This is a genomic window from Exiguobacterium sp. Leaf187 (assembly GCF_001423925.1).
GTDB classification, from domain to species: Bacteria; Bacillota; Bacilli; order Exiguobacteriales; family Exiguobacteriaceae; genus Exiguobacterium_A; species Exiguobacterium_A indicum.
Window position 1 is genome coordinate 1 of record NZ_LMPR01000007.1, and the last position, 23120, is coordinate 23120.

The 23120-nt window shown below is 48.2% G+C and carries 24 protein-coding genes and 2 other annotated features; all 24 genes read left to right on the forward strand.

Going from position 1 to position 23120, the window contains the following annotated elements; translation table 11 throughout:
• Positions 1 to 180: 180 nt before the first annotated feature.
• On the forward strand, positions 181 to 636 hold the full coding sequence (locus ASF99_RS02020) for a CtsR family transcriptional regulator (RefSeq protein WP_023466578.1): 456 nt from the start codon (positions 181 to 183) through the stop codon (positions 634 to 636).
• A 25-nt stretch (positions 637 to 661) separates the two neighbouring features.
• Complete coding sequence (locus ASF99_RS02025) at positions 662 to 1090, forward strand: hypothetical protein (protein ID WP_023466580.1); 429 nt, start codon at positions 662 to 664, stop codon at positions 1088 to 1090.
• Positions 1083 to 2156, forward strand: coding sequence for a protein arginine kinase (locus tag ASF99_RS02030; RefSeq protein ID WP_055966745.1), 1074 nt, complete (start codon positions 1083 to 1085; stop codon positions 2154 to 2156). The genes ASF99_RS02025 and ASF99_RS02030 overlap by 8 nt, the downstream gene beginning before the upstream one ends.
• The gene (gene clpC, locus ASF99_RS02035) at positions 2156 to 4603 is read left to right on the forward strand and encodes an ATP-dependent protease ATP-binding subunit ClpC (RefSeq protein WP_055966748.1); all 2448 of its coding nucleotides are present in this window, start codon (positions 2156 to 2158) and stop codon (positions 4601 to 4603) included. Before ASF99_RS02030 ends, clpC begins: the two co-directional genes overlap by 1 nt.
• A 76-nt stretch (positions 4604 to 4679) precedes the next feature.
• On the forward strand, positions 4680 to 6056 hold the full coding sequence (gene radA, locus ASF99_RS02040) for a DNA repair protein RadA (protein WP_029343076.1): 1377 nt from the start codon (positions 4680 to 4682) through the stop codon (positions 6054 to 6056).
• Positions 6057 to 6183: 127 nt separating this feature from the next.
• Entirely contained in the window at positions 6184 to 7269 is a 1086-nt protein-coding gene (locus tag ASF99_RS02045) for a PIN/TRAM domain-containing protein (RefSeq protein ID WP_023466590.1), read from the forward strand.
• A gap of 132 nt (positions 7270 to 7401) precedes the next feature.
• Entirely contained in the window at positions 7402 to 8085 is a 684-nt protein-coding gene (gene ispD / locus ASF99_RS02050) for a 2-C-methyl-D-erythritol 4-phosphate cytidylyltransferase (protein ID WP_055966751.1), read from the forward strand.
• A gap of 2 nt (positions 8086 to 8087) precedes the next feature.
• On the forward strand, positions 8088 to 8570 hold the full coding sequence (gene ispF, locus ASF99_RS02055; protein WP_029343079.1) for a 2-C-methyl-D-erythritol 2,4-cyclodiphosphate synthase: 483 nt from the start codon (positions 8088 to 8090) through the stop codon (positions 8568 to 8570).
• Between the two features lie 43 nt (positions 8571 to 8613).
• A complete protein-coding gene (gene gltX, locus ASF99_RS02060) occupies positions 8614 to 10062 on the forward strand; it encodes a glutamate--tRNA ligase (RefSeq protein WP_023466595.1) in 1449 nt (482 codons plus the stop codon).
• Positions 10062 to 10280, forward strand: a binding site (T-box leader). (Overlaps the previous gene by 1 nt.)
• A gap of 9 nt (positions 10281 to 10289) precedes the next feature.
• Positions 10290 to 11009 carry a serine O-acetyltransferase EpsC gene (gene epsC, locus ASF99_RS02065; protein WP_255343794.1) on the forward strand — a complete coding sequence of 240 codons (720 nt, stop codon included), beginning with the start codon at positions 10290 to 10292 and terminating at the stop codon, positions 11007 to 11009.
• Positions 10963 to 12360, forward strand: a complete 1398-nt coding sequence (cysS, locus tag ASF99_RS02070; RefSeq protein WP_055966755.1) for a cysteine--tRNA ligase — start codon at positions 10963 to 10965, stop codon at positions 12358 to 12360. The genes epsC and cysS overlap by 47 nt, the downstream gene beginning before the upstream one ends.
• Complete coding sequence (locus ASF99_RS02075) at positions 12357 to 12761, forward strand: Mini-ribonuclease 3 (protein ID WP_055966759.1); 405 nt, start codon at positions 12357 to 12359, stop codon at positions 12759 to 12761. The genes cysS and ASF99_RS02075 overlap by 4 nt, the downstream gene beginning before the upstream one ends.
• A gap of 85 nt (positions 12762 to 12846) precedes the next feature.
• Positions 12847 to 13611, forward strand: a complete 765-nt coding sequence (gene rlmB / locus ASF99_RS02080) for a 23S rRNA (guanosine(2251)-2'-O)-methyltransferase RlmB (RefSeq protein WP_035399377.1) — start codon at positions 12847 to 12849, stop codon at positions 13609 to 13611.
• Positions 13608 to 14138 carry an NYN domain-containing protein gene (locus tag ASF99_RS02085; RefSeq protein ID WP_035399363.1) on the forward strand — a complete coding sequence of 177 codons (531 nt, stop codon included), beginning with the start codon at positions 13608 to 13610 and terminating at the stop codon, positions 14136 to 14138. The genes rlmB and ASF99_RS02085 overlap by 4 nt, the downstream gene beginning before the upstream one ends.
• 187 nt (positions 14139 to 14325) lie before the next feature.
• Positions 14326 to 14967: an RNA polymerase sporulation sigma factor SigH gene (gene sigH / locus ASF99_RS02090; RefSeq protein WP_023469884.1), complete on the forward strand. Its 642-nt coding sequence runs from the start codon at positions 14326 to 14328 to the stop codon at positions 14965 to 14967.
• A 156-nt stretch (positions 14968 to 15123) separates the two neighbouring features.
• Complete coding sequence (rpmG, locus tag ASF99_RS02095; protein ID WP_023466603.1) at positions 15124 to 15270, forward strand: 50S ribosomal protein L33; 147 nt, start codon at positions 15124 to 15126, stop codon at positions 15268 to 15270.
• 44 nt (positions 15271 to 15314) lie between these two features.
• Positions 15315 to 15485 (forward strand): preprotein translocase subunit SecE, encoded by a 171-nt coding sequence (gene secE / locus ASF99_RS02100; RefSeq protein WP_023466605.1) that lies wholly within the window; start codon positions 15315 to 15317, stop codon positions 15483 to 15485.
• Positions 15486 to 15504: 19 nt separating this feature from the next.
• Positions 15505 to 16056 (forward strand): transcription termination/antitermination protein NusG, encoded by a 552-nt coding sequence (gene nusG, locus ASF99_RS02105; protein ID WP_023466607.1) that lies wholly within the window; start codon positions 15505 to 15507, stop codon positions 16054 to 16056.
• A gap of 149 nt (positions 16057 to 16205) precedes the next feature.
• Positions 16206 to 16631 (forward strand): 50S ribosomal protein L11, encoded by a 426-nt coding sequence (gene rplK / locus ASF99_RS02110; RefSeq protein ID WP_023466609.1) that lies wholly within the window; start codon positions 16206 to 16208, stop codon positions 16629 to 16631.
• Between the two features lie 117 nt (positions 16632 to 16748).
• Positions 16749 to 17435, forward strand: a complete 687-nt coding sequence (gene rplA / locus ASF99_RS02115) for a 50S ribosomal protein L1 (protein ID WP_023466610.1) — start codon at positions 16749 to 16751, stop codon at positions 17433 to 17435.
• Positions 17436 to 17490: 55 nt separating this feature from the next.
• Positions 17491 to 17642 (forward strand) — a sequence feature (ribosomal protein L10 leader region).
• 50 nt (positions 17643 to 17692) lie between these two features.
• Positions 17693 to 18199, forward strand: a complete 507-nt coding sequence (gene rplJ, locus ASF99_RS02120; RefSeq protein ID WP_055966763.1) for a 50S ribosomal protein L10 — start codon at positions 17693 to 17695, stop codon at positions 18197 to 18199.
• A gap of 76 nt (positions 18200 to 18275) precedes the next feature.
• Entirely contained in the window at positions 18276 to 18644 is a 369-nt protein-coding gene (rplL, locus tag ASF99_RS02125) for a 50S ribosomal protein L7/L12 (RefSeq protein WP_023466613.1), read from the forward strand.
• Positions 18645 to 18726: 82 nt separating this feature from the next.
• The gene (locus tag ASF99_RS02130) at positions 18727 to 19323 is read left to right on the forward strand and encodes a class I SAM-dependent methyltransferase (protein WP_023466614.1); all 597 of its coding nucleotides are present in this window, start codon (positions 18727 to 18729) and stop codon (positions 19321 to 19323) included.
• A 231-nt stretch (positions 19324 to 19554) separates the two neighbouring features.
• The gene (rpoB, locus tag ASF99_RS02135) at positions 19555 to 23112 is read left to right on the forward strand and encodes a DNA-directed RNA polymerase subunit beta (RefSeq protein ID WP_035399374.1); all 3558 of its coding nucleotides are present in this window, start codon (positions 19555 to 19557) and stop codon (positions 23110 to 23112) included.
• The last annotated feature ends 8 nt before the right edge of the window (positions 23113 to 23120 follow it).

The following is a 23120-nucleotide window of genomic DNA, read 5'->3' on the forward strand; positions in this document are numbered from 1 at the left end:
CCGAAAGTAGTTGGGGGCTTCCCCCTGTGAGGATAGGACGTTGCCAGGCACTTGACCGATCTGTAGATTGCAGATCGGTCTTTTTGTGTTTTCTAAAAAGTCTTATCAGTTGCATTTCTTTTTTTAGATGATTACTATTAAATCAAACAATAGTCAAAGATGGTCAGAGAGGTGGTGCCAATGCAAAACATCACAGATATCATCGAAGCCTATTTAAAGCAAATTTTACACGACGAAAAGACGATTGAAATCAAACGTCAAGAAATTGCACAACGTTTTGACTGTGTTCCATCACAAATCAACTACGTCATTAATACTCGTTTTACGGTCGAAAAGGGTTATTTCGTTGAAAGTAAACGGGGTGGCGGCGGATACATTCGGATTCAAAAAATCGTTGTGCTCGATAGTCACGATCTATTAGACGAAGTCAGTTCATGGATCGGTGATCATTTGACGGAACAAGCTGCAGAAGATTATTTGATTCGTTTGATGAACGAACAATTACTGACGCGGCGGGAAGCTATTTTGATTCAATCGCTGTTGCAAAAAGAGAGTTTGCCAATGGCGGTCGAAGATCAACACCGGATGCGTGCCCACTTGATGCGGACGCTTCTTCAAACCATGAAGCGACTCTAGTCGTCGGACATTGGAGGAATGCACGATGCGTTGTCAACGATGTGGCGAACGAGAAGCAATCGTCCGTGTCAAACTTCCACAAGAATCGGAAACCGATGAAAAATTCTTATGCTCGGTTTGTGTGCGGGAGTTAGCACGTGAATATCAAGGGACGGCGTGTCCGTCTTGCGGTATGACCCGTCAACAATTGCTTCATCTTCGTAAAGTCGGTTGCCCGACTTGTTATTCATTTTTTAAAGACGAAGTCGACGGTATGGTTCGTCAGTTCCAACACGGTCATACGCAACATTATGGCTCACGACCTGATGAGGAATCCGTTGAAAAACGATTGAACCAGCAACTCAGTCGACTCAAAGAACAGCTCAACCGCAAAATCTTAGCAGAAGATTATGAAGAAGCAGAAGTCATAAAACAACAGATTGAGAGTGTCGAGGAGGATTTGCGTCATGTTTGAAGAGTTGCTCCAACACCCTTTAAGCGAATCGATGAATCAATCTTCTCCTTTTGACGACATCGTCGTTTCGACACGGATCCGATTGGCGCGTAATACGACACGTTACCCGTTCTCAACGATGTTGTCAGAAGCACAAGCCAATGCACTCATTGAAGAGACAGAACGCCAACTAAACGGGATGAAAGGGTTCCGGTTTGGTCGCGTCGATCAAGCAGATGTCCTGACGCGAACCGCTTTAGTAGAAAAGCATCTAATCAGTCCAGCGTTAGCGAGTCATCCGCGGACAGGACTCTTCATTAGTGAGGATGAGCAGATCAGTGTCATGGTAAACGAAGAGGATCATTTCCGAATCCAGACGTTATTACCGGGACTTCAACTTGAAGAAGCGTTTCGGATCGCAAAACAAGTCGATCGCTTGATCAGTGAACGATTTAAAATTGCTTTTGATGACACGCTCGGTTATTTAACGACGTGTCCGAGTAACGTCGGAACAGGTCTTCGTGCTTCCGTGATGTTGCACTTACCGGGACTGGTCCTGACGAATCAGATTCAAGGCTATATCAAACACTTACGACAGCTCGGATTCGCGATTCGTGGGCGTTACGGCGAGGGAAGCGATGCCTCTGGTCGCATGTTCCAACTTTCGAACCAACGGACGCTTGGGGCAAGTGAGGATATGCTGATCACGGACTATCAATTTGCCGTCGAAGCATTAATTGAAGCAGAACAGGCAGCACGAAAAGGATTATTGGAGATGTATCAAGAAGAACTAGAGGACAGACTATATCGTTCCTACGGTATCCTGACATCAGCTCGACTGATTACAGCGCGGGAAGCAACGGAACGACTATCGGATGTTCGCTTAGCAGACAGTCTGGGACTAGAGGTCATTCTTCCTCCAAATCTTTTTCATCAACTGCTCGTTTCATTACAAACAGGTTTTCTACAAAAGCATTTCGGGAAACAATTAACATCTAGAGAACGGGACATCGAACGGGCGAAACGAATCCGGACGATGTTAACCGAACAGACAAACAGGGATCACACACAAGGAGGTTTTGCATAATGATGTTTGGACGATTCACAGAACGTGCACAACGTGTATTGGCACTTGCTCAAGAAGAGGCAGTACGGTTGGGGCACCACAATATCGGAACAGAACACATTTTACTCGGACTTGTACGTGAAGGAGACGGAATCGCTGCGAAAGCCTTAACAGCACTCGGTCTCAGTTCAGATAAAATTCAGATGGAAGTCGAAGCATTAATCGGTCGCGGACAAGATGGTGCAACGACGATTCACTATACACCACGTGCGAAAAAAGTCATCGAGTTATCAATGGATGAGGCACGTAAACTAGGTCACTCTTACGTTGGAACAGAACACCTCTTGCTCGGATTGATTCGAGAAGGAGAGGGCGTTGCTGCTCGTGTCTTGAATAACTTGGGCATCAGTCTTTCAAAAGCCCGTCAGCAAGTACTCCAGTTGCTCGGGAACAGCGAAACGACAGCAAACGCGTCGCAAGCAGGTTCAGGTGTCGCAACACCAACACTTGATGGTCTTGCTCGTGATTTGACACAACAAGCGCGCGAAACACGTCTTGATCCAGTTATCGGTCGTGCGAAAGAAATTCAACGTGTCATCGAAGTCTTGAGCCGCCGGACGAAAAATAACCCGGTCTTGATCGGGGAACCAGGGGTCGGTAAAACGGCTGTCGTCGAAGGTCTCGCTCAACAAATCATCAACAATGAAGTACCGGAGACGTTACGCAATAAACGTGTTATGGTACTCGACATGGGGACACTTGTCGCTGGTACGAAATACCGTGGTGAATTCGAAGATCGTTTGAAAAAGGTCATGGATGAGATTCGTCAAGCGGGGAACATCATTCTCTTCATTGATGAGTTGCATACATTGATCGGAGCGGGTGGAGCAGAAGGTGCGATCGATGCATCGAACATCCTTAAACCATCGCTCGCACGAGGCGAACTCCAGTGTATCGGAGCAACGACTCTTGATGAGTACCGGAAATACATCGAGAAAGACGCGGCACTCGAACGTCGTTTCCAACCGATCCAAGTCGCAGAGCCAACAACGGATGAAGCAACACAAATCCTATTTGGTCTTCGCGATCGTTATGAAGCACACCACCGTGTGACGATCACAGACGAAGCGATTCAAGAAGCCGTCACATTGTCAGATCGATACATTTCGGATCGTTTCCTTCCGGATAAAGCGATCGATTTGATCGACGAAGCGGCATCGAAAGTTCGGTTGCGTTCATACACAGCACCACCGAACTTAAAAGAAGTCGAAGCGAAACTTGAAGGCATCCGCAAGGACAAGGACGAAGCGGTCCAAAGCCAAGAGTTCGAAAAAGCAGCAAGCCTCCGTGATACGGAACAAAAATTACGCGATGAGCTTGAGCGTTTGAAAGAGGAATGGCAGAATAAACAAGGCAACGAAAAACTTGAAGTCACAAAAGATGACATCGCACAAGTTGTTGCCAACTGGACAGGTGTACCGGTCACGAAGATCGCGGAAGAAGAGACGGATCGTCTCCTTCGCCTCGAAGAAATCCTTCACAATCGTGTCATCGGACAAAATGAAGCCGTTAAATCGATTTCAAAAGCCATCCGTCGCGCACGTGCTGGACTGAAAGATCCAAAACGTCCGATCGGTTCGTTTATCTTCCTCGGTCCTACTGGGGTTGGTAAAACAGAACTCGCCCGTGCGGTTGCCGAAGCGATGTTCGGAGATGAGGATGCAATCATCCGGATCGACATGTCAGAGTACATGGAGAAACATGCAACGAGCCGTCTCGTCGGTTCACCTCCAGGATATGTCGGTTACGAAGAAGGCGGTCAATTGACTGAAAAAGTTCGCCGGAAACCATACTCGGTCATCTTACTTGATGAAATCGAGAAGGCGCACCCGGAAGTCTTCAACATTCTCTTGCAAGTACTTGATGATGGACGCTTAACAGACTCGAAAGGTCGGACGGTTGATTTCCGTAACACGATCATCGTCATGACATCGAACGTCGGTGCAAGTGCCCTTAAACGTAATAAATATGTCGGATTTGCTGTTTCTGAAGATACGGATCGCGAATACAAAGACATGAAAGATAAAGTCATGGAAGAACTTAAACGGGCGTTCCGTCCAGAGTTCTTGAACCGAATTGATGAAACGATCGTCTTCCACTCACTCGAGAAACAACACATCGAAGAGATTGTGAAGTTGATGGCGAAAACCCTTGAAAAACGTTTGGCTGAACAGGAAATTCATTTCGAATTGACACCAGCTGCCCTCTCGAAGATTGCCGATATCGGATACGATCCAGAGTACGGTGCACGTCCAATCCGTCGTGCCCTTCAACGGGAAGCGGAAGACCGGTTGTCAGAAGCATTGCTCGCAGGCGATATCCAAAAAGGAGAACGTGTTGCGCTTGATGTCGAAGAGAACGAATTCATCGTTCGCCGGAATCACGTGAGTTCTGCAGCAACGGAATAAGCACTGAGCACAGGGCCAGCTTTCGCACTTTCTGAGCGAAGCTGGTTCTTTTTTTGAAACAGAAAGGATGAATCGATTGGCTAAGTTAAAAACAAAATTCGTTTGTCAAAGCTGTGGGACCGAATCACCGAAATGGATGGGACGTTGTTCAGGATGCGGAGAATGGAACACGATGGTCGAAGAAGTCGTCGAAGAGAAAAAAGGGCGGCGCGGTGCCGCTTTCGTTCATACGACAACAAAACAATTGAAGCCAGAGCGCCTCGCGAACATCGTCTCGCAAGAAGAGAGTCGCGTCTTTACCGGAAGTGGTGAATTCGACCGTGTCCTCGGAGGCGGTATCGTTCCAGGTTCGATGGTGCTTGTTGGAGGAGATCCGGGGATCGGGAAGTCGACGATTTTACTGCAGACGAGCGCACGTCTTGCCCAACGTGGCGAAAAAGTGCTCTACATCTCAGGAGAAGAATCGCTCAAACAAACAAAATTGCGGGCGGAACGGCTTGGCTTACCGACACAGGATTTGTTCGTCCTGAGTGAGACGGATATGAACATGATTGAACGTGTCGTCGATGAAGAACAGCCACGTTTTTTAATCATCGACTCGATTCAAACCGTCTACATCGATGAAATCCAGTCCGCACCCGGGAGCGTGACACAGGTACGTGAATGTACGGCGATGCTGATGAAAATTGCGAAGAGTCGCGGTATTGCGATCTTCATCGTCGGTCACGTCACGAAACAGGGTTCGATTGCTGGACCACGTTTACTAGAGCACATGGTGGATGCCGTCTTGTATTTCGAAGGCGAACGTCATCATACGTTCCGGATTCTGCGTGCCGTCAAAAACCGATTTGGTTCAACGAATGAGATCGGAATTTTTGAGATGCGGGAGTCTGGTCTTGAAGAGGTCTTGAATCCGTCAGAAATTTTCCTCGAAGAGCGGACATCCGGTGTATCCGGTTCGACGATTGTCGCTTCCATGGAAGGGACACGGACCGTCCTTGTCGAACTGCAAGCACTGATTTCACCGACATCATTCGGGAATCCAAGACGGATGGCGACCGGAATCGATCAAAATAAGGTGGCCTTATTGATGGCTGTTCTTGAGAAACGGTCGGGTCTTCTCCTTCAGACACAAGATGCGTACCTCAAGGCAGCCGGGGGTGTGAAGCTTGATGAACCAGCGATTGACTTGGCGGTTTGTGTGGCAATTGCTTCTAGTTTCCGTGACAAGCCGACGCGTCCGACGGATGTCGTGATTGGTGAGGTCGGATTGACAGGTGAGGTTCGCCGTGTATCGCGGATTGAACAACGTGTAGCAGAAGCAGCTAAACTCGGTTTCACGCGGGCGATCATTCCGAAAAACAACTTAGGTGGTTGGACGTATCCAGACGGAATTACGGTCGTCGGTGTCGAGAGTGTGGACGAAGCATTACGTGAAACGATTCCGTTTTAAGCTGGAATGACGCAAAAAATGGGGGAACTGTAATGGATATGTAAACAGTTTCCCCTCCTTCCGGCGTAGGTAGTTCAAATCAGTACATGTTACAATGAACTTAAAATAAGCAAAGGAGGTGAGAAGATTGAAAATCGTCATTCGGGTATTTTTTGCATTACTCGGACTTGCCCTCGGGATTTTGTTGCTTCCTCAGTTCTTCCAATTAATTGAAACGGCAACGAATACGACATTCCCTGCATGGTTGATGAGCGAATACGTAACTGGAACGATTGGTGCACTCATATTCTTATTAATTGGATTATTCATTACGGATTCGGTAATTCGACTTCTCCGATTTTTAGAAGAACGACTCGTCAAAGCCCCAGTAGCAGATCTCTTTTTTGGAACATTTGGTTTGTTGATTGGGTTGGTACTAGCCTTCCTCGTCAGTACATTGATTGATTTAGTAGGTATTCCTGTCCTCAGTAACGTCTTAACGATCTTCGTGACCGCGTTGTTCGGATATCTTGGCTTTACGGTCGGGTATCGTAAACGTCATGAATTGACGAAAATCTTCTTACGTAGTAACCAAAGTGAGAAAAAGGCGACGCCAGAAGTCGTCGTCCCAGTTAAATCAAACAGCAAGGTACTCGATACGAGCGTCATCATCGACGGACGAATTACGGATATCACGAAGACCGGTTTTGTCGAAGGAAAACTGATCGTCCCGCAATTCGTCATCGGTGAGTTGCAGTACATCGCCGATTCTTCGGATACGTTGAAACGAAACCGTGGACGTCGTGGACTCGATGTTTTAAAAGAGTTACAAGAGATTCCTGGAGTCGAAGTCGAAATTTATGATGGCGATTTCGAGGATGTACCGGAAGTCGATATTAAACTGATCAAACTCGCGGAACTCGTCAAAGGGATCGTCGTCACGAACGACTATAACTTGAACAAAGTCTGTGAAGTCCGACATGTTCCTGTTCTTAACATCAATGACCTGGCGAATGCCGTCAAACAAGTCGTCATTCCAGGAGAAGAGATGACCGTTCTTGTCATCAAGGAAGGAAAAGAACAAAAACAGGGCATTGCCTATCTCGAAGATGGGACGATGGTCGTCGTCGAAGGCGGAAAACATCTGATTTCGAAAACGATTGGCGTTGTCGTCACAAGTGTCTTGCAGACGTCAGCTGGACGAATGATTTTTGCGAAACCACAAGAAAAATGAGACACTATGCCTAGAGAGACATCGAGAGGCATTCGGATAGACCCCGCAACGGATTCGATTTCATGATCGAGTCCGTTTTCGGTGTGATGGAATGGATCACGATGATCAGTGAGAAAGAAAAGAGGGAATGGGATGTCTACAGCCACATATCGCGTCGTCATCCCCGCTGCCGGTGCCGGTAAGCGGATGGGCGCAGATCGTAATAAATTGATGCTTGAACTAAGAGAACGTCCAATCATCGCTTGGACACTAGATGTCTTCGAGGCAGATCCAGCATGTACGGAAATTGTCCTTGCGATCAATCCATTAGAACAGGAATGGTTTACAAGTATTATCGCGTCTTATAAGACATCGATTAGACTTGTCGCGGGTGGTGCCGAACGTCAGGAAAGTGTTCTCCGTGGTCTTGAAGCGTTAGAAGGCGAAGGAATCGTTCTGATCCATGATGGTGCCCGACCGTTCATTTCACAAGCAGCGATTCATGCAGTCGTCCAGGCGGCAGTCCTAGATCAGGCAGCGATTCTTGCCGTGCCGATTAAAGACACGGTCAAACGGATTGAAGCGAACCATATCAGCGAGACCGTCCCGCGGGAACACCTGATGGCAGCCCAGACACCACAAGCGTTTGATCTTGCGACGATTCGCACGGTTCACGAAAAAGCGGCAACGAAATACCTAGGAACCGATGATGCAAGTTTGATAGAATGGGACGGAGGAAAAGTAACGATCGTCCACGGTCACTACGAAAATATCAAGATGACGACACCGGACGATTTGTGGTTCGGTGAAGCGATTCTAATGAAACGAGGGAAATGACGATGATTCGAATTGGACAAGGTTTTGATGTACATGCCTTTGCAGAGGATCGGAAATTGATTTTAGGCGGCATCGAGATTCCGCACACGAAAGGATTGCTCGGTCACTCGGATGCAGACGTCTTGTTACATACGATTGCCGACGCGGCACTTGGTGCAATCGCAGCAGGGGATATCGGAAAACATTTTCCGGATACGGATCCGGAATTCAAGGATGCCGATTCAGCAAAATTGCTGCAGCATGTCTACGCGCTCGTTAAACAACAAGGGTATGAGCTTGGCAACCTAGATGCGACAGTCATCGCACAGGCACCAAAGCTTCGTCCGTACATCGACACGATGCGTGCGCGGATCGCGGAATTACTTGAAGCGGACATTGAACAGATCAATGTCAAGGCAACGACGACGGAATGGTTAGGTTTTACGGGACGAGAAGAGGGAATCGCTTGTCAAGCAGTGATTCTACTGAAACGAATCGAAGAATAAGGTATACTAGATAAGCGAATTTTAGTCGAAGGAGTGATTGGCAATGGCAGAAGTACGAGTACGTTATGCCCCAAGTCCAACAGGACACTTGCATATCGGGAATGCCCGGACTGCATTATTTAACTATCTGTTTGCGCGCCACTTAGGCGGTAAGATGGTATTACGAATCGAGGATACGGACCAAAAGCGGAACATCGCAGGTGGTGTCGAGAGTCAAATGAAGAACCTCGAGTGGCTCGGTGTCGATTGGGACGAAGGTCCAGGTCGCGGTGGCGAGTACGGTCCTTATTCACAAATGGAGCGTCTCGATATCTACCAAAAGTACACGGACGAGTTACTTGAAAAAGGACTTGCTTACCGTTGCTACATGACATCGGAAGAGCTCGAAGCAGAACGCGAAGCACAAATCGCACGCGGAGAAGCACCACGTTATTCAGGAGCGCACCGTAACCTGACAGCAGAACAAGAAGAAGCGTTCCGCGCAGAAGGTCGCACGCCGTCGATTCGGATTCGTGTACCGGAAGATGTCACGTATACATGGAATGATATCGTTAAAGACGACGTCTCATTCGAATCAAAAGACTTCGGTGACTGGGTCATCGTCAAAAAAGATGGCATTCCGACGTACAACTTTGCCGTCGTCATCGACGATCATTTAATGGCGATCAGCCATGTTCTTCGTGGGGATGATCATATTTCGAACACACCGAAACAGATGATGATCTATGATGCGTTCGGTTGGGAATACCCGACGTTCGGTCACATGACATTGATCGTCAACGAATCACACAAGAAACTTTCGAAGCGTGATCACTCGATCATTCAGTATATCGAGCAGTATAAAGAGCTCGGTTATCTCCCGGAAGCATTGCTCAACTTCATCACGCTTCTCGGTTGGTCACCAGTCGGTGAACAAGAAATCTTCACGAAAGAAGAGTTCATCGAAATCTTTGACGCGGATCGTCTGTCGAAGAGTCCAGCTGTCTTTGACCAAAACAAATTGGCTTGGATCAACAGCCAGTACATGAAACATCAATCGTTCGAAGAAGTATTCGAAGCCAGTCTTCCGTTCTTACAAGAAGCAGGTCGCGTCGAAGCGTCACCTTCAGAAGAAGAGCTCGCTTGGGCACGTGATCTCGTTGCGTTATACCGCGAACAGATGACGCATGGCGCGGAAATCGTCAAGCTTTCAGAGATGTTCTTTGAGGACGAAGTGGTGTATGATGAAGAGGCAAACACTGTCTTGAGTGGCGAGACGGTTCCGACTGTACTTGCAGAATTCGCGAACCAGTTACGCGCTCTCGAAGAGTGGACACCAGAAGCAATTAAAGCATCGATCAAAGCGACGCAAAAAGCGACTGGTCAAAAAGGAAAGAATTTATTCATGCCAATTCGTGTCGCGACGACAGGACAGACGCATGGTCCAGAACTCCCGAACACGATTCAATTACTAGGAAAAGACCGTGTGCTTGCACGGCTTGAAGCAGAATAACGAAAGCGTAGACGAGGAAAGTAACGATGCGTCTTCTTCTCCAGAGACAAGCTCGAATGGTGCGAGGGCTTGAAGAAGCGAATCATGAAATGCCCCTCTGAGTGCTGCCCGAAATCCGTGAGAGTAGGCGCAGACGTATCTCCGGCGTTAACGGACGTCGAGAGGGACGAGTCAATCGTCCAAACAGAGTGGGACCGCGCTTCGTTAGCGTCTCTGTGCAGCAATGCATAGAGGCGCTTTTTCTTATGGAGAGGAGAACGTATATGACACGGATACGAGAAGATATCCGCAATGTGTTTGAGCAAGATCCAGCTGCCCGCAGCACGTTAGAAGTCATTTTGACATACCCGGGCTTACATGCGATTTGGATGCATCGCCTGGCCCATCGACTCTGGAACGCAAAGTTTCGCTTACTCGGTCGATTAATTTCGCAGTTCAGTCGCTTTTTGACAGGCATCGAGATTCATCCAGGAGCGACGATTGGACGCCGATTCTTTATTGACCACGGGATGGGTGTCGTCATTGGTGAGACGACGATCATTGGGGATGATGTCACGTTGTTTCAAGGCGTGACACTCGGCGGAACGGGGAAAGAAACAGGAAAGCGTCATCCGACGATTGAAGACGGCGTACTTGTCTCTGCCGGTGCCCGTGTCCTTGGTGATATCACGATTGGGGCATACTCAAAAATCGGTGCTAGTTCCGTCGTCTTAAAACACGTTCCTCCCAATGCGACTGTCGTAGGCATTCCGGGACGTGTCGTCATTCAAGACGGCATGAAGGTCGAAGCACCACTTGATCATCGTTTCCCGGATCCGGTCAGCGAATGCCAAGAGCGGATTGAAATGGAACTAGAAGTATTAAAACAAGAAATTGAACGGATTAAAGGAGGGCGACGTCATGATTCAACTGTACAACAGCATGACCGGAAAAAAGGAACCATTTAAACCATTAGAAGAAGGAAAGGTCAAGATGTATGTCTGTGGCCCGACGGTTTACAACTACATTCATATCGGGAACGCGCGTCCAGCCATCGTTTTCGATACGGTCCGTCGCTACTTCACATACCGCGGATACGAAGTTAAATATGTCTCGAACTTCACGGACGTCGATGATAAGATCATCCGGACAGCGAACGAACTCGGAGAAGACTATCATGCGTTGACGAAACGTTTCATCGAGGCGTATCACGCGGATACGGGCGCCTTGAATGTCCAAAAAGCGGATATCCATCCACTCGTCACGGAAACGATGGACGATATCATCGCCTTCATCGAAGTCCTCGTCGAAAAAGGCAATGCCTACGCATCAAGCGGGGATGTCTACTTCCGGACGCGTAGTTTCAAGGATTATGGTCAATTGAGCCAACAGTCGATCGATGAATTGCGCGCAGGCGCACGAATCGAAGTCGGAGAGAAAAAAGAAGATCCGCTTGATTTCGTGCTCTGGAAAGCAGCAAAACCAGGAGAGCCGGCATGGACAAGTCCATGGGGCGAAGGGCGACCAGGCTGGCACATCGAGTGCTCGGCGATGGCGAAGAAATATCTCGGGGAGACGATCGACATTCATGCTGGTGGACAAGACTTGAAATTCCCGCATCATGAGAATGAGATCGCCCAGTCTGAAGCATGCAACTCACAGAAATTCGCGAACTACTGGATGCATAACGGGTTCTTGAACATCGAAAACGAGAAGATGTCGAAGTCGCTCGGTAACTTCTTGACGGTCCATGAAGCGATCCAAGCGGTTGATCCGATGGTGTTACGTTTCTTCATGTTATCGGTTCAGTATCGTCACCCGATCAACTACAGTCGTGAACTGATCGATCAAGCAGCGAATGGTCTCGCACGGATTCGGGAATCGGTCGCAAACATCGAACACCGCCTTGACATGACGGCTGATCTCGGAACAGGTGACGAGAAGTGGTTGAATCGTCTAGCGGCGATCAAGGAACATTTCATCACATCGATGGATGATGATTTTAATACAGCGAACGCTGTGACGGATTTATTCGATCTTTCGAAAGAAGCCAACTTGTACCTCGGAGAAGCACATGTGTCGAAACAGGTGCTCGAACAGTTCCTCGCACTCTTCTCGGAATTATCAGATGTCCTCGGTGTCACGTTGACAGTCGACAAAGGCTTACTCGATGAAGAAGTCGAACAGTTGATCGAAGAGCGGAACACAGCCCGTCAAAATCGTGACTTCGCACGAGCGGACGCAATCCGCGATCAGCTGCGTGATCAAGGCATCTTGCTGGAAGACACAGCGCAAGGGATGCGGTGGAAGCGCGGATGAAGAACTACAAACAACTGAATGCACTCGCGTTAGCGTACATGGGCGATGTCGTCTATGAGATTCGTGTGCGGGAGCGATTGCTCGAACAAGGTTATGTGAAGCCGGGCGAGTTGCATAAAGTAGCTGTCCGGTACGTTCGGGCTCAAGCACAAGCGACGGTCGTGACGCACTGGTTGAACACGGATGCGCTGACGGAAGAAGAAGCAGCGGTCGTTCGGCGCGGAAAGAACGCGAAATCCGGTTCTGTCCCGAAGAGCACGGACGTCCACACGTATCGCTACGCGACAGCATTTGAAGCATTGCTCGGTTATATTTATCTTTCAGAAGGAGGGGATCGCCTTGAAGAACTCATCGGACAAGCGTTCGAACTACTCGAAGCCGAAAAAACAGACGAATCCTAAGGCTACCGGTGCGAAGCCGAAAACGAAGGCACAGCGCCCAGCACAAGAGAAACGAAAAGCCGCTCCAGTCAAGGAACAGCCCGTCGTGATCGAACCACTCGAAGAAGGACAAGATTTCTTGTCAGGTCGTAATCCGGTCCTAGAGGCATTGCGGAGTGGACGAGAGATGAACAAGCTGTTCTTGCAGGAAGGACAACAAAAAGGACCGCTTGCCGTCATCCATGCGATGGCGCAGGAAGCGGGCATTCAAATCCAGCTCGTCCCGCGTTCGCGGTTAACCGGTTTAGCTGGAACGGAAAATCACCAAGGTGTCGTCGCAGCGGTTGCTGCGTATGAGTATGCCGAGATGGAAGATATCTTCGAGCTTGCACGTCAAAAGGATGAAACACCGCTCTTGATCATGCTTGATGAGCTCGAAGATCCACACAATCTCGGATCAATCTTGCGGACGGCAGATGCTGTCGGGGCACACGGGATCATTATTCCGAAGCGTCGCTCAGTCGGATTGACACAAGTCGTTGCGAAAGCATCAACAGGCGCGATTGAACATATCCCGGTCGTTCGCGTGACGAACCTCGCTCGGACGATGGAGGATCTAAAGAAACAAGGCATCTGGTTCGTGGGAACGGATGCACGTGAAAGTGACGACTACCGGACACTCGATGGGACGATGCCGCTCGGAATCGTCATTGGAAGTGAAGGAAAAGGAATGAGCCGGCTCGTCCGTGAGAAATGTGACTTCCTCGTCCACCTCCCGATGGCAGGACATGTCACGTCGCTCAACGCATCGGTGGCGGCTTCGCTATTATTATATGAAGTCTACCGGACTAGAAAGCCGTATGCGCGATGAAATATGATCGTCTCATCGTAGATGGCTACAATATCATTGGCGCATGGCCAGAATTTAGGACGTTGCGGGAGCAAGACTTTGAATTAGCACGGGAACGGTTGATTCATGCGATGGCGGAGTACCAAGCCGTCACAGGGATCAGCGTTACGATCGTCTTTGATGCCTATCTGCAACCGGGCCGTGAGTCTCGGATGCAAAAAAGTGGAATCGAGATCGTCTATACACGGGAGAACGAAACGGCAGATGAATGGATTGAAAAGACAGCTGCTGATTGGTTACAGGATATTCGGGTCAAGCTAACAGTAGCGACGAATGATTACACGGAGCAGTGGGTCATCTTCACGCTTGGCGCACTCCGTATATCGGCGCAGGAACTCCGGCGTGAATGGAAAGCGGCAGTTGCCGTCATCAAACAACAGACGACGTCCGCGAAGACAGCGGCTCAACCGCGCTCGAAGATTGATTTACCGGAAGACGTCCTCGCACGTCTCGAAGCGATTCGTCGCCGAAAGAATTCAGATACATGATATGAACCATTCGCATGAGCGATCCACCGTTCTCCTTTATTCGGAAGAACGGTGGTTTTTTATAGAAAAGATACATTTTGGATACAACAAAAGAGGTCATGCCAATTTTCATTGTCGTGCGACAGGTAATTATTGTATAATTAAAAACAATTGAACTATTCGTCAATGATGCTTGGAGGGATACAGGATGAGTTTGGTTTCGTTCGACCAGTTTGAGTGCATGACCGATGAAGCGCTTGTAGAACAAGCGAAAGAGTTCGATAACAGCGATGCGCTCGAATTTTTGATCGAGCGGTATCGAAATTTCGTACGCGCCAAAGCCCGTTCTTATTTTTTGATTGGGGCAGACCGAGAAGATATCATTCAAGAAGGAATGATTGGTCTCTATAAAGCGGTACGAGATTACCGAACGGATAAGCTCGCCTCGTTTAAAGGATTTGCCGAATTATGCATCACGCGACAGATGATCACTGCGATTAAGACAGCAACACGTCAGAAACATATCCCATTAAACTCGTACATCTCGCTCGATAAACCGATCTATGACGATGAATCAGAGCGGACGTTACTGGATATCATCACGTCGACAGCACCTTCTGATCCACAAATCTTGATCGTCAACCGGGAAGAATACGCAGACATCGAATCAAAGATGGAGGAGATTCTGAGTGATCTCGAACGAAAAGTCCTCGCGCTCTATCTTGACGGACGGACGTATCAGGAAATCTCCGACGACCTTGATCGTCATGTCAAATCGATCGATAATGCCTTGCAACGCGTCAAGCGGAAGCTTGAACGTTACCTCGAAGCACGAAAGATGACGGTCTAACAGAGAGGTAGATTGACCGTAATCCCTTCCTATGCTACTGTATAACTAGCGCCTTACTAGCGAGACGCCGCTCATAGGCGTTTTTTTTTACGCTCTTTTTTGGGAAGGAAAGTAACACAACAGAAGAGAAGAGTGGCAAAGAAGGAGGGCTTTGAGATGGCGAAGAAAGTAGGCCTTGCTTGTGATAATTGCGGTGCCCGCGACTATACGACGATGAAAAAAGAGGACGTCACTGTCCGCTTGGAATTGAAGAAATTCTGCCGTCGTTGTAACGCGCATACGATTCATAAAGAAGCGAAATAAGGCTTCATCTGTCCCGATTTATTACATCCTGGAGGGAAAGTACGATGAAATTTTTGCGTGACGTATGGAATGAATTGAAAAAGACGAGCTGGCCAAAACGGAAAGAGCTGACGAAATACACATTGACGGTCATCGGTATGGTGATCTTCATGGGTGTCTTCATCTTCGGCGTCGATTCAGGGCTTAGCGCATTGATGAGCTGGTTGATTAAGTAAAAAGAAGAGGTGGCCTACCATGGAGAAACAATGGTTTGTCGTCCAAACGTATTCCGGATTCGAAAACAACGTCAAGGCGAACCTTGAACGTCGGATTGAATCCATGAACATGGACGAAAAAATCTTCCGTGTACTCGTTCCGATTGAAACAGTACAAGAAGAAGTAACGAACAAAAAGGGAGAAACGAAAATCAAGGAACGTGAAGTCAAGATCTTCCCGGGGTATGTCCTCGTCGAGATGGTCATGACGGATGATTCTTGGTATGTCGTCCGGAATACTCCGAACGTCACGGGCTTCCTCGGATCAGTCGGCGGCGGTTCAAAACCGACACCACTCCTTCCGGAAGAAGCAGAAAACATCCTTGGATCAATGGGTCTCGTCGATCTGAAGAGCCGTTACGACTTCTCACTCGGACAAATCGTCCGAATCAAAGAAGGAGCTTTTGAAAATCTCGAAGGTACGATCGAGGAGCTTGATACAGATGCTGAGAAAATGAAAGTCTCTGTTGATATGTTCGGTCGCGAAACGAAGGTCGAGCTTGATTTCGCACAGGTCGATAAAATCGATTAAGTTTCCTATTGCGAATGTTTTGTTTTAATGATACAATTTTTCGTGTTTGATGTTGTGCTTATTTCGATAAATAACTCGTCGAATAGAATGAGTGGGAGGACGCGCAACGTCCAATTAAACCACATTAAAGAATTAAGGAGGTGTGTCTCGTGGCGAAGAAGGTTATGAAACTCGTAAAACTTCAAATTCCTGCGGGCAAAGCAAACCCAGCTCCACCAGTTGGACCGGCACTCGGTCAAGCAGGTGTGAACATCATGGGCTTCTGTAAAGAGTTCAACGCTCGTACACAAGACCAAGCCGGCTTGATTATCCCTGTAGTCATCACGGTTTTTGAAGATCGTTCATTCACATTCATCACTAAAACTCCTCCAGCAGCAGTTCTCTTGAAGAAAGCAGCTGGAATCGAGAGTGGTTCAGGTGAACCGAACCGTAAGAAAGTAGCGACTGTCAAACGTGACAAAGTTCGTGAAATCGCTGAAACAAAAATGCCAGACCTTAACGCATCATCTGTTGAAACAGCAATGTTGATGGTTGAAGGTACTGCACGTTCTATGGGTATCGTAATCGAAGACTAATGTCTTTTTGATTACCATGAACAACGATGAGGGTCGCAGGCGGATAGTTTCTTGAAGCCTGCTACCCTTTCATTATGTGGGAGGATTTTCCGCACAACCACAAAGGAGGAACCTAAAATGGGTAAGAAGTACAAAGAAGCTGCTAAGCTTATCGATCGTACGGTTTCATACGAACTCGCAGAAGCTGTAGATTTGACTAAAAAATCTGCAACTGCGAAATTCGATGAGACTATCGAATTGGCTGTTCGTCTCGGAGTAGATCCGAAGAAAGCAGACCAACAAATCCGTGGAGCAGTCGTATTGCCGCACGGTACTGGTAAAACACAAAAAGTTCTCGTCTTCGCGAAAGGTGAGAAATTAAAAGAAGCGGAAGCTGCTGGAGCAGATTACGCTGGTGATGCTGAGTACATCAACAAAATCCAACAAGGATGGTTCGATTTCGACGTTATCGTCGCGACACCAGACATGATGGGTGAAGTTGGTAAACTTGGTCGCGTTCTCGGACCAAAAGGCCTCATGCCAAACCCGAAAACAGGTACAGTTACATTTGACGTCACAAAAGCAATCAACGATATCAAAGCTGGTAAAGTTGAGTACCGTGTCGACAAATCAGGTAACATCCACGTTCCTGTCGGTAAAAAATCATTCGATAACGAGAAACTCGTTGAGAACATCAACACAGTTATCGAAACTCTCGTAAAAGTTAAGCCTGCTACTGCTAAAGGTGTATACCTTAAGAACATCGCGATCGCTTCTACAATGGGTCCTGGTGTAAAAGTATCTTCAGCTGACTTCGCGAAATAATTTCGTCTAAAACGAACTTGACAACGTTCTAAGAACGCTGTTACAGTATAAAACGTTGATATATTTCGACATACCGTAGACAGAAGGTGCTCACATGGGCATAAATCCTTCCGAGGTGTTCTTGCTCAGAGAGCCTGTTTGTTCAGGTATCCTTTTTGACGATTACGCCTCCTCTGCTCTGCAGACGGAGGCTTTTTATTTGAAATCGAGCAGCCCCTCGCACCGGTACATTTCATCTACCAGGAGGTGCAACAGAAATGGCAAACGAAAAAGTTATCGCTGTCAAAGCGGATCTCGTATCTGAGATCGCTGAGAAACTCCAAGCGAGCGCAGGAACAGTTGTCGTCGACTACCGTGGTCTCACAGTAGAAGAAGTCACTGAACTTCGTAAACAACTCCGCGAAGCGGGCGTTGAATTCAAAGTTTACAAAAACGGTCTCCTCCGCCGCGCGGCAGTTCAAAGCAACCTCGAAGGTCTTGATGAAGTCTTCACAGGTCCTAGTGCGATCGCCTTCAGCAATGAAGACGTTATCGCGCCAGCTAAGATCTTGAACGACTTCGCTAAAACGCACAAGGCTCTCGAACTTAAAGGTGGTATCATCGAAGGCAAAGTCACTTCAGTAGAAGATGTCAAAGCCCTTGCGGAACTTCCATCACGCGAAGGTCTCCTTTCGATGCTCCTCAGCGTGCTTCAAGCGCCAATCCGTGGACTCGCGGTGGCAACGAACGCAATCGCAGAGAAAAAAGAAGAACAATCTGCTTAATTTCTGCTTAGCGGGATAGGCAACTAACACAATTTTCACACCCCAACGTGGGCTAAATCAAAGGAGGAAAACCATAATGGCTTTCAACAAAGAGCAATTTATCGAAGACCTCAAGGGCATGACTGTTCTTGAACTTAACGAACTCGTAAAAACAATCGAAGAAGAATTCGGCGTATCAGCAGCAGCTCCAGTAGCAGTTGCAGGTGCTGGCGCAGGCGCAGCAGCTGAAGAGCAAACTGAATTCGACGTTATCCTTACTAACGCTGGATCTGGTAAAATCAACGTCATCAAAGCAGTTCGCGAATTGACTGGTCTCGGTCTTAAAGAAGCGAAAGCTCTCGTAGACGGAACTCCAGCACCAGTTAAAGAAGGCGTTTCGAAAGAAGACGCTGAAGCAATGAAAGCTAAGCTTGAAGAAGCTGGCGCTACTGTAGAAGTTAAGTAATTTTCTTCTTCCGTAGAAACAAAAGAAGCTCGCATTGCGAGCTTCTTTTGTTTTCATCTTTTACATGAGAGGGGAAGGAAGCATGGCGGATCATTATTATACGAATGACCCTTCATCGAAACGAGATCCGAAGACGTGGGAATATGTTCTGCGTGGTCAGACGCTCCGCTTTACATCGGATCATGGTGTCTTTTCGAAGAACGGAATCGATTTTGGTTCCCGTCTGTTGATCGAGGCATTCACGGAACCGGCTGTAGCGGGAGACATCTTGGATGTCGGTTGCGGATACGGACCGATGGGTATTGCGCTTTCGAAGTCGACTGGTCGTCCGGCACACTTGATCGATGTCAATGAACGGGCGCTCGAACTAGCGGCAGACAATGCGCGCGCGAACGGTGTTTCCGTGACGACCGGTGTGAGTGACGGGTATGATGGGGTAGGCGAATCGACATTCGCAGCGATCGTGACGAATCCACCGATTCGGGCAGGAAAAACGGTCGTTCATCGTATTCTCCGGGAAGCATATGATCACCTTGTCGTCGGCGGCGAGCTTTGGGTCGTCATTCAAAAGAAACAAGGTGGACCATCAGCGAAGAAATTGATGGAAGACGTATTCGGTATGTGTGAGACAGTTACCCGCGATAAAGGGTACTCAATATTTAAATCAATTCGGTCTTGACAAATCGAAGGATTTGTCGTTGACCGCATGTTGTGTCTATGATAGTATTATAAAATGCCATTGGAGTGATTTTTGGATAAGATGTTTGAAAGCAGCTGGCGTTCTCGACTACAGATGATTGAGTAGACAAGACGTCGCTTTTTTGCGCTTATCAATCAAAAAATGGCTTCAATGTTCGATATTACACCCGTCCTTCTCTATAAGAAGAAGTGGGTCTGAGAGGTGAATCAGTTGACTGGTCAACTTGTTCAGTACGGTCGTCACCGTCAGAGAAGAAGCTATGCACGTATCAGCGAAGTATTGGAACTTCCAAACTTAATCGAGATTCAAACGAATTCGTATGAGTGGTTCCTGCGGGAAGGTCTTCGTGAGATGTTTCATGACATTTCGCCGATTTCCGATTTCACAGGGAATCTCGTATTAGAATTCATCGACTACTCGCTCGGAGAGCCGAAGTATTCGATCGATGAATCGAAAGAGCGCGACGTGACCTATTCGGCACCACTACGCGTTAAAGTCCGTCTTCAAAATAAAGAGACGGGTGAATTGAAAGAACAAGAAGTCTTCATGGGTGACTTCCCGCTTATGACGGAGTCGGGAACATTCATCATCAATGGAGCGGAGCGCGTAATCGTTTCGCAGCTTGTTCGTTCGCCAAGTGTTTATTACAACAATAAGTTAGATAAGAACGGTAAGCGTGGATTCTCCGCGACAGTCATCCCAAACCGTGGTGCATGGCTCGAGCTCGAGACAGACGCGAAAGACATCGTTTATGTTCGCATTGATCGCACGCGTAAGATTCCAGTAACGGTTCTTTTACGTGCTCTTGGTTTCGGTACGGATCAGGAAATCATCGATCTTCTCGGTGATGATGAGTACCTCCGGAATTCACTTGAAAAAGATAATACGGAATCAACGGAAAAAGCCCTCATCGAGATTTATGAGCGTCTACGTCCGGGAGAGCCGCCGACAGTCGAAAACGCAAAAGCGTTGCTCGTGTCGCGCTTCTTTGACCCGAAACGTTATGATTTGGCAAACGTTGGTCGTTATAAAATCAATAAAAAGCTTCATCTTAAGAACCGTCTCTTCGGTCAAAAACTTGCGGAAACGCTTGTTGATCCTGAGACAGGTGAAGTCATCGCGGAAGCAGGAACGGTCCTTGATCGTCGTATGCTCGATAAAGTCCTTCCATTCCTTGAAGGATCCGTTGGTTACATCGAAGCGACGCCTACAGGCGGCGTGACGCAGGGTGAGGCTTTCAACTTACAGTCAATCAAGGTGTTCGCACCGGACGATGCTGAAGGTGAACGCATCATCAATATCATCGGTAACGGTAACATCGATCGTGACATCAAGCACATCACGCCTGCTGACATGATTGCTGCCATCAACTACTTCTTCAACTTGTTGCATGAAGTCGGTACGACAGACGATATCGACCACCTTGGTAACCGTCGTCTTCGTTCAGTCGGTGAGCTGCTCCAGAACCAATTCCGGATCGGTCTCTCACGGATGGAACGTGTCGTTAAGGAACGGATGTCGATTCAGGATCAGAATGCGATCACGCCACAGGCATTGATCAACATTCGTCCAGTTATCGCATCGATTAAAGAGTTCTTCGGTAGCTCGCAGTTGTCTCAGTTCATGGATCAAACGAACCCGCTTGCGGAATTGACGCACAAACGTCGTCTTTCAGCACTCGGACCTGGTGGTTTGACACGTGAGCGCGCTGGTTTCGAAGTTCGTGACGTACACTACTCGCACTATTCCCGTATGTGTCCGATCGAAACGCCAGAGGGACCAAACATCGGTTTGATCAACTCGTTGTCTTCGTACGCGAAGGTCAATGAGTACGGCTTCATCGAAGCGCCATATCGTCGTGTCGATCCAGAAACGGGCGTCGTCACGGATGAAATCCACTACATGACTGCTGACGAAGAGGATCTCTACGTCGTCGCACAGGCAAACATGTTGTTGACGGAAGAGAAGACGTTCCAAGATTCACACGTCCTTTCACGTTTCCGTGGACAAAACTTGTCTGTCGAACCAGCACGTGTCGATTACATGGACGTTTCGCCGAAGCAGGTTGTATCTGCCGCAACGGCTTGTATCCCGTTCCTTGAGAACGATGACTCGAACCGTGCCCTCATGGGAGCGAACATGCAACGTCAGGCCGTCCCACTTCTGAACCCGGAATCTCCGATTGTCGGTACAGGAATGGAGTACGTGTCTGCGAAAGACTCAGGAGCCGCTGTCGTTGCGAAGCACGCAGGGATCGCTGAGCGTGTCACGGCGCGTGAAATCCTTGTCCGTCGTACGACGGAAGTCGATGGCAACATCGTTGAAGGTGAACTCGACCGTTACAAGATTCAAAAATTCATCCGTTCTAACCAAGGAACGTGTTATAACCAAAAACCAATCATCAAAGCAGGCGACCCAGTCGATAAAGGCGAGATCCTTGCAGATGGTCCATCGATGGACGGTGGGGAACTTGCGCTTGGTCGCAACGTACTCGTCGGTTTCATGACATGGGATGGTTACAACTATGAGGATGCTGTCATCATGAGTGAGCGTCTTGTCAAAGATGACGTCTACACATCGATCCACATCGAAGAATACGAATGTGAGTCGCGTGATACGAAACTCGGACCGGAAGAAATCACACGTGATATTCCGAACGTCGGTGATGATGCCTTGAAAAACCTCGACGATCGCGGAATCATCCGCGTCGGTGCGGAAGTCAAGGACGGCGATATCCTCGTCGGTAAAGTTACGCCGAAGGGTGTAACGGAATTGACAGCGGAAGAACGTCTTCTTCATGCAATCTTCGGTGAAAAAGCACGTGAAGTCCGTGATACATCTCTCCGTGTACCACACGGTGGTGATGGAATCATCCTCGACGTCAAAATCTTCGATCGCGATAATGGGGACGAGCTCTCACCTGGTGTCAACCAGTTGATCCGTGCTTATATCGTTCAGAAGCGTAAGATTCACGAGGGTGACAAAATGGCGGGTCGTCACGGTAACAAAGGTGTTATCTCGCGTATCCTTCCAGAAGAAGACATGCCGTACATGCCAGACGGTACGCCAATTGACATCATGTTGAACCCACTTGGGGTTCCATCACGGATGAACATCGGGCAGTTGCTCGAGCTTCACCTCGGGATGGCAGCACGTCAACTCGGCATCAAAGTCGCATCACCGGTATTCGATGGTGCGCGTGAGGAAGATGTTTGGGCAACGATTGAAGAAGCAGGTATGGATCGCGACGCGAAGACTGTCCTTTATGATGGTCGTTCGGGTGAAGCGTTCGACAACCGCATCTCTGTCGGTGTCATGTATATGATTAAACTTGCTCACATGGTCGATGATAAACTTCACGCACGTTCGACAGGACCATACTCACTCGTCACACAACAACCGCTCGGTGGTAAAGCCCAGTTCGGTGGTCAGCGTTTCGGTGAGATGGAAGTATGGGCACTTGAAGCATACGGCGCAGCCTACACGCTCCAAGAGATCCTTACAATCAAGTCGGATGACACGATCGGTCGTGTTAAAGCGTACGAAGCAATCGTTAAAGGTGAGAATGTACCACAACCGGGCGTACCGGAATCGTTCCGAGTCCTCATTAAAGAGCTTCAATCCCTTGGTATGGACGTCAAGATGATGTCTGCTGATGATGAAGAAATCGAAATGCGCGACGAAGACGAGGACAATATCCCGAACGCGACTCCAGCACTCGAAGAAGTTCAAGCGCCTGTCGCACCAGTTGTTACTGAAGAGGAATAAGCGAAAGG

Bases quoted from the DNA above. Each gene is read 5' to 3' on its own strand.
- rpmG (WP_023466603.1), top strand. From the start codon at position 15,124: ATGGCGAAGAAAGTAGGCCTTGCTTGTGATAATTGCGGTGCCCGCGAC.
- clpC (WP_055966748.1), top strand. From the start codon at position 2,156: ATGATGTTTGGACGATTCACAGAACGTGCACAACGTGTATTGGCACTT.
- ispF (WP_029343079.1), top strand. From the start codon at position 8,088: ATGATTCGAATTGGACAAGGTTTTGATGTACATGCCTTTGCAGAGGAT.
- ASF99_RS02085 (WP_035399363.1), top strand. From the start codon at position 13,608: ATGAAATATGATCGTCTCATCGTAGATGGCTACAATATCATTGGCGCA.
- ASF99_RS02075 (WP_055966759.1), top strand. From the start codon at position 12,357: ATGAAGAACTACAAACAACTGAATGCACTCGCGTTAGCGTACATGGGC.
- rplJ (WP_055966763.1), top strand. From the start codon at position 17,693: ATGGCAAACGAAAAAGTTATCGCTGTCAAAGCGGATCTCGTATCTGAG.
- ASF99_RS02130 (WP_023466614.1), top strand. From the start codon at position 18,727: ATGGCGGATCATTATTATACGAATGACCCTTCATCGAAACGAGATCCG.
- ASF99_RS02020 (WP_023466578.1), top strand. From the start codon at position 181: ATGCAAAACATCACAGATATCATCGAAGCCTATTTAAAGCAAATTTTA.
- ASF99_RS02030 (WP_055966745.1), top strand. From the start codon at position 1,083: ATGTTTGAAGAGTTGCTCCAACACCCTTTAAGCGAATCGATGAATCAA.
- secE (WP_023466605.1), top strand. From the start codon at position 15,315: ATGAAATTTTTGCGTGACGTATGGAATGAATTGAAAAAGACGAGCTGG.
- nusG (WP_023466607.1), top strand. From the start codon at position 15,505: ATGGAGAAACAATGGTTTGTCGTCCAAACGTATTCCGGATTCGAAAAC.
- ASF99_RS02025 (WP_023466580.1), top strand. From the start codon at position 662: ATGCGTTGTCAACGATGTGGCGAACGAGAAGCAATCGTCCGTGTCAAA.
- ispD (WP_055966751.1), top strand. From the start codon at position 7,402: ATGTCTACAGCCACATATCGCGTCGTCATCCCCGCTGCCGGTGCCGGT.
- cysS (WP_055966755.1), top strand. From the start codon at position 10,963: ATGATTCAACTGTACAACAGCATGACCGGAAAAAAGGAACCATTTAAA.
- rplL (WP_023466613.1), top strand. From the start codon at position 18,276: ATGGCTTTCAACAAAGAGCAATTTATCGAAGACCTCAAGGGCATGACT.
- gltX (WP_023466595.1), top strand. From the start codon at position 8,614: ATGGCAGAAGTACGAGTACGTTATGCCCCAAGTCCAACAGGACACTTG.
- rplA (WP_023466610.1), top strand. From the start codon at position 16,749: ATGGGTAAGAAGTACAAAGAAGCTGCTAAGCTTATCGATCGTACGGTT.
- sigH (WP_023469884.1), top strand. From the start codon at position 14,326: ATGAGTTTGGTTTCGTTCGACCAGTTTGAGTGCATGACCGATGAAGCG.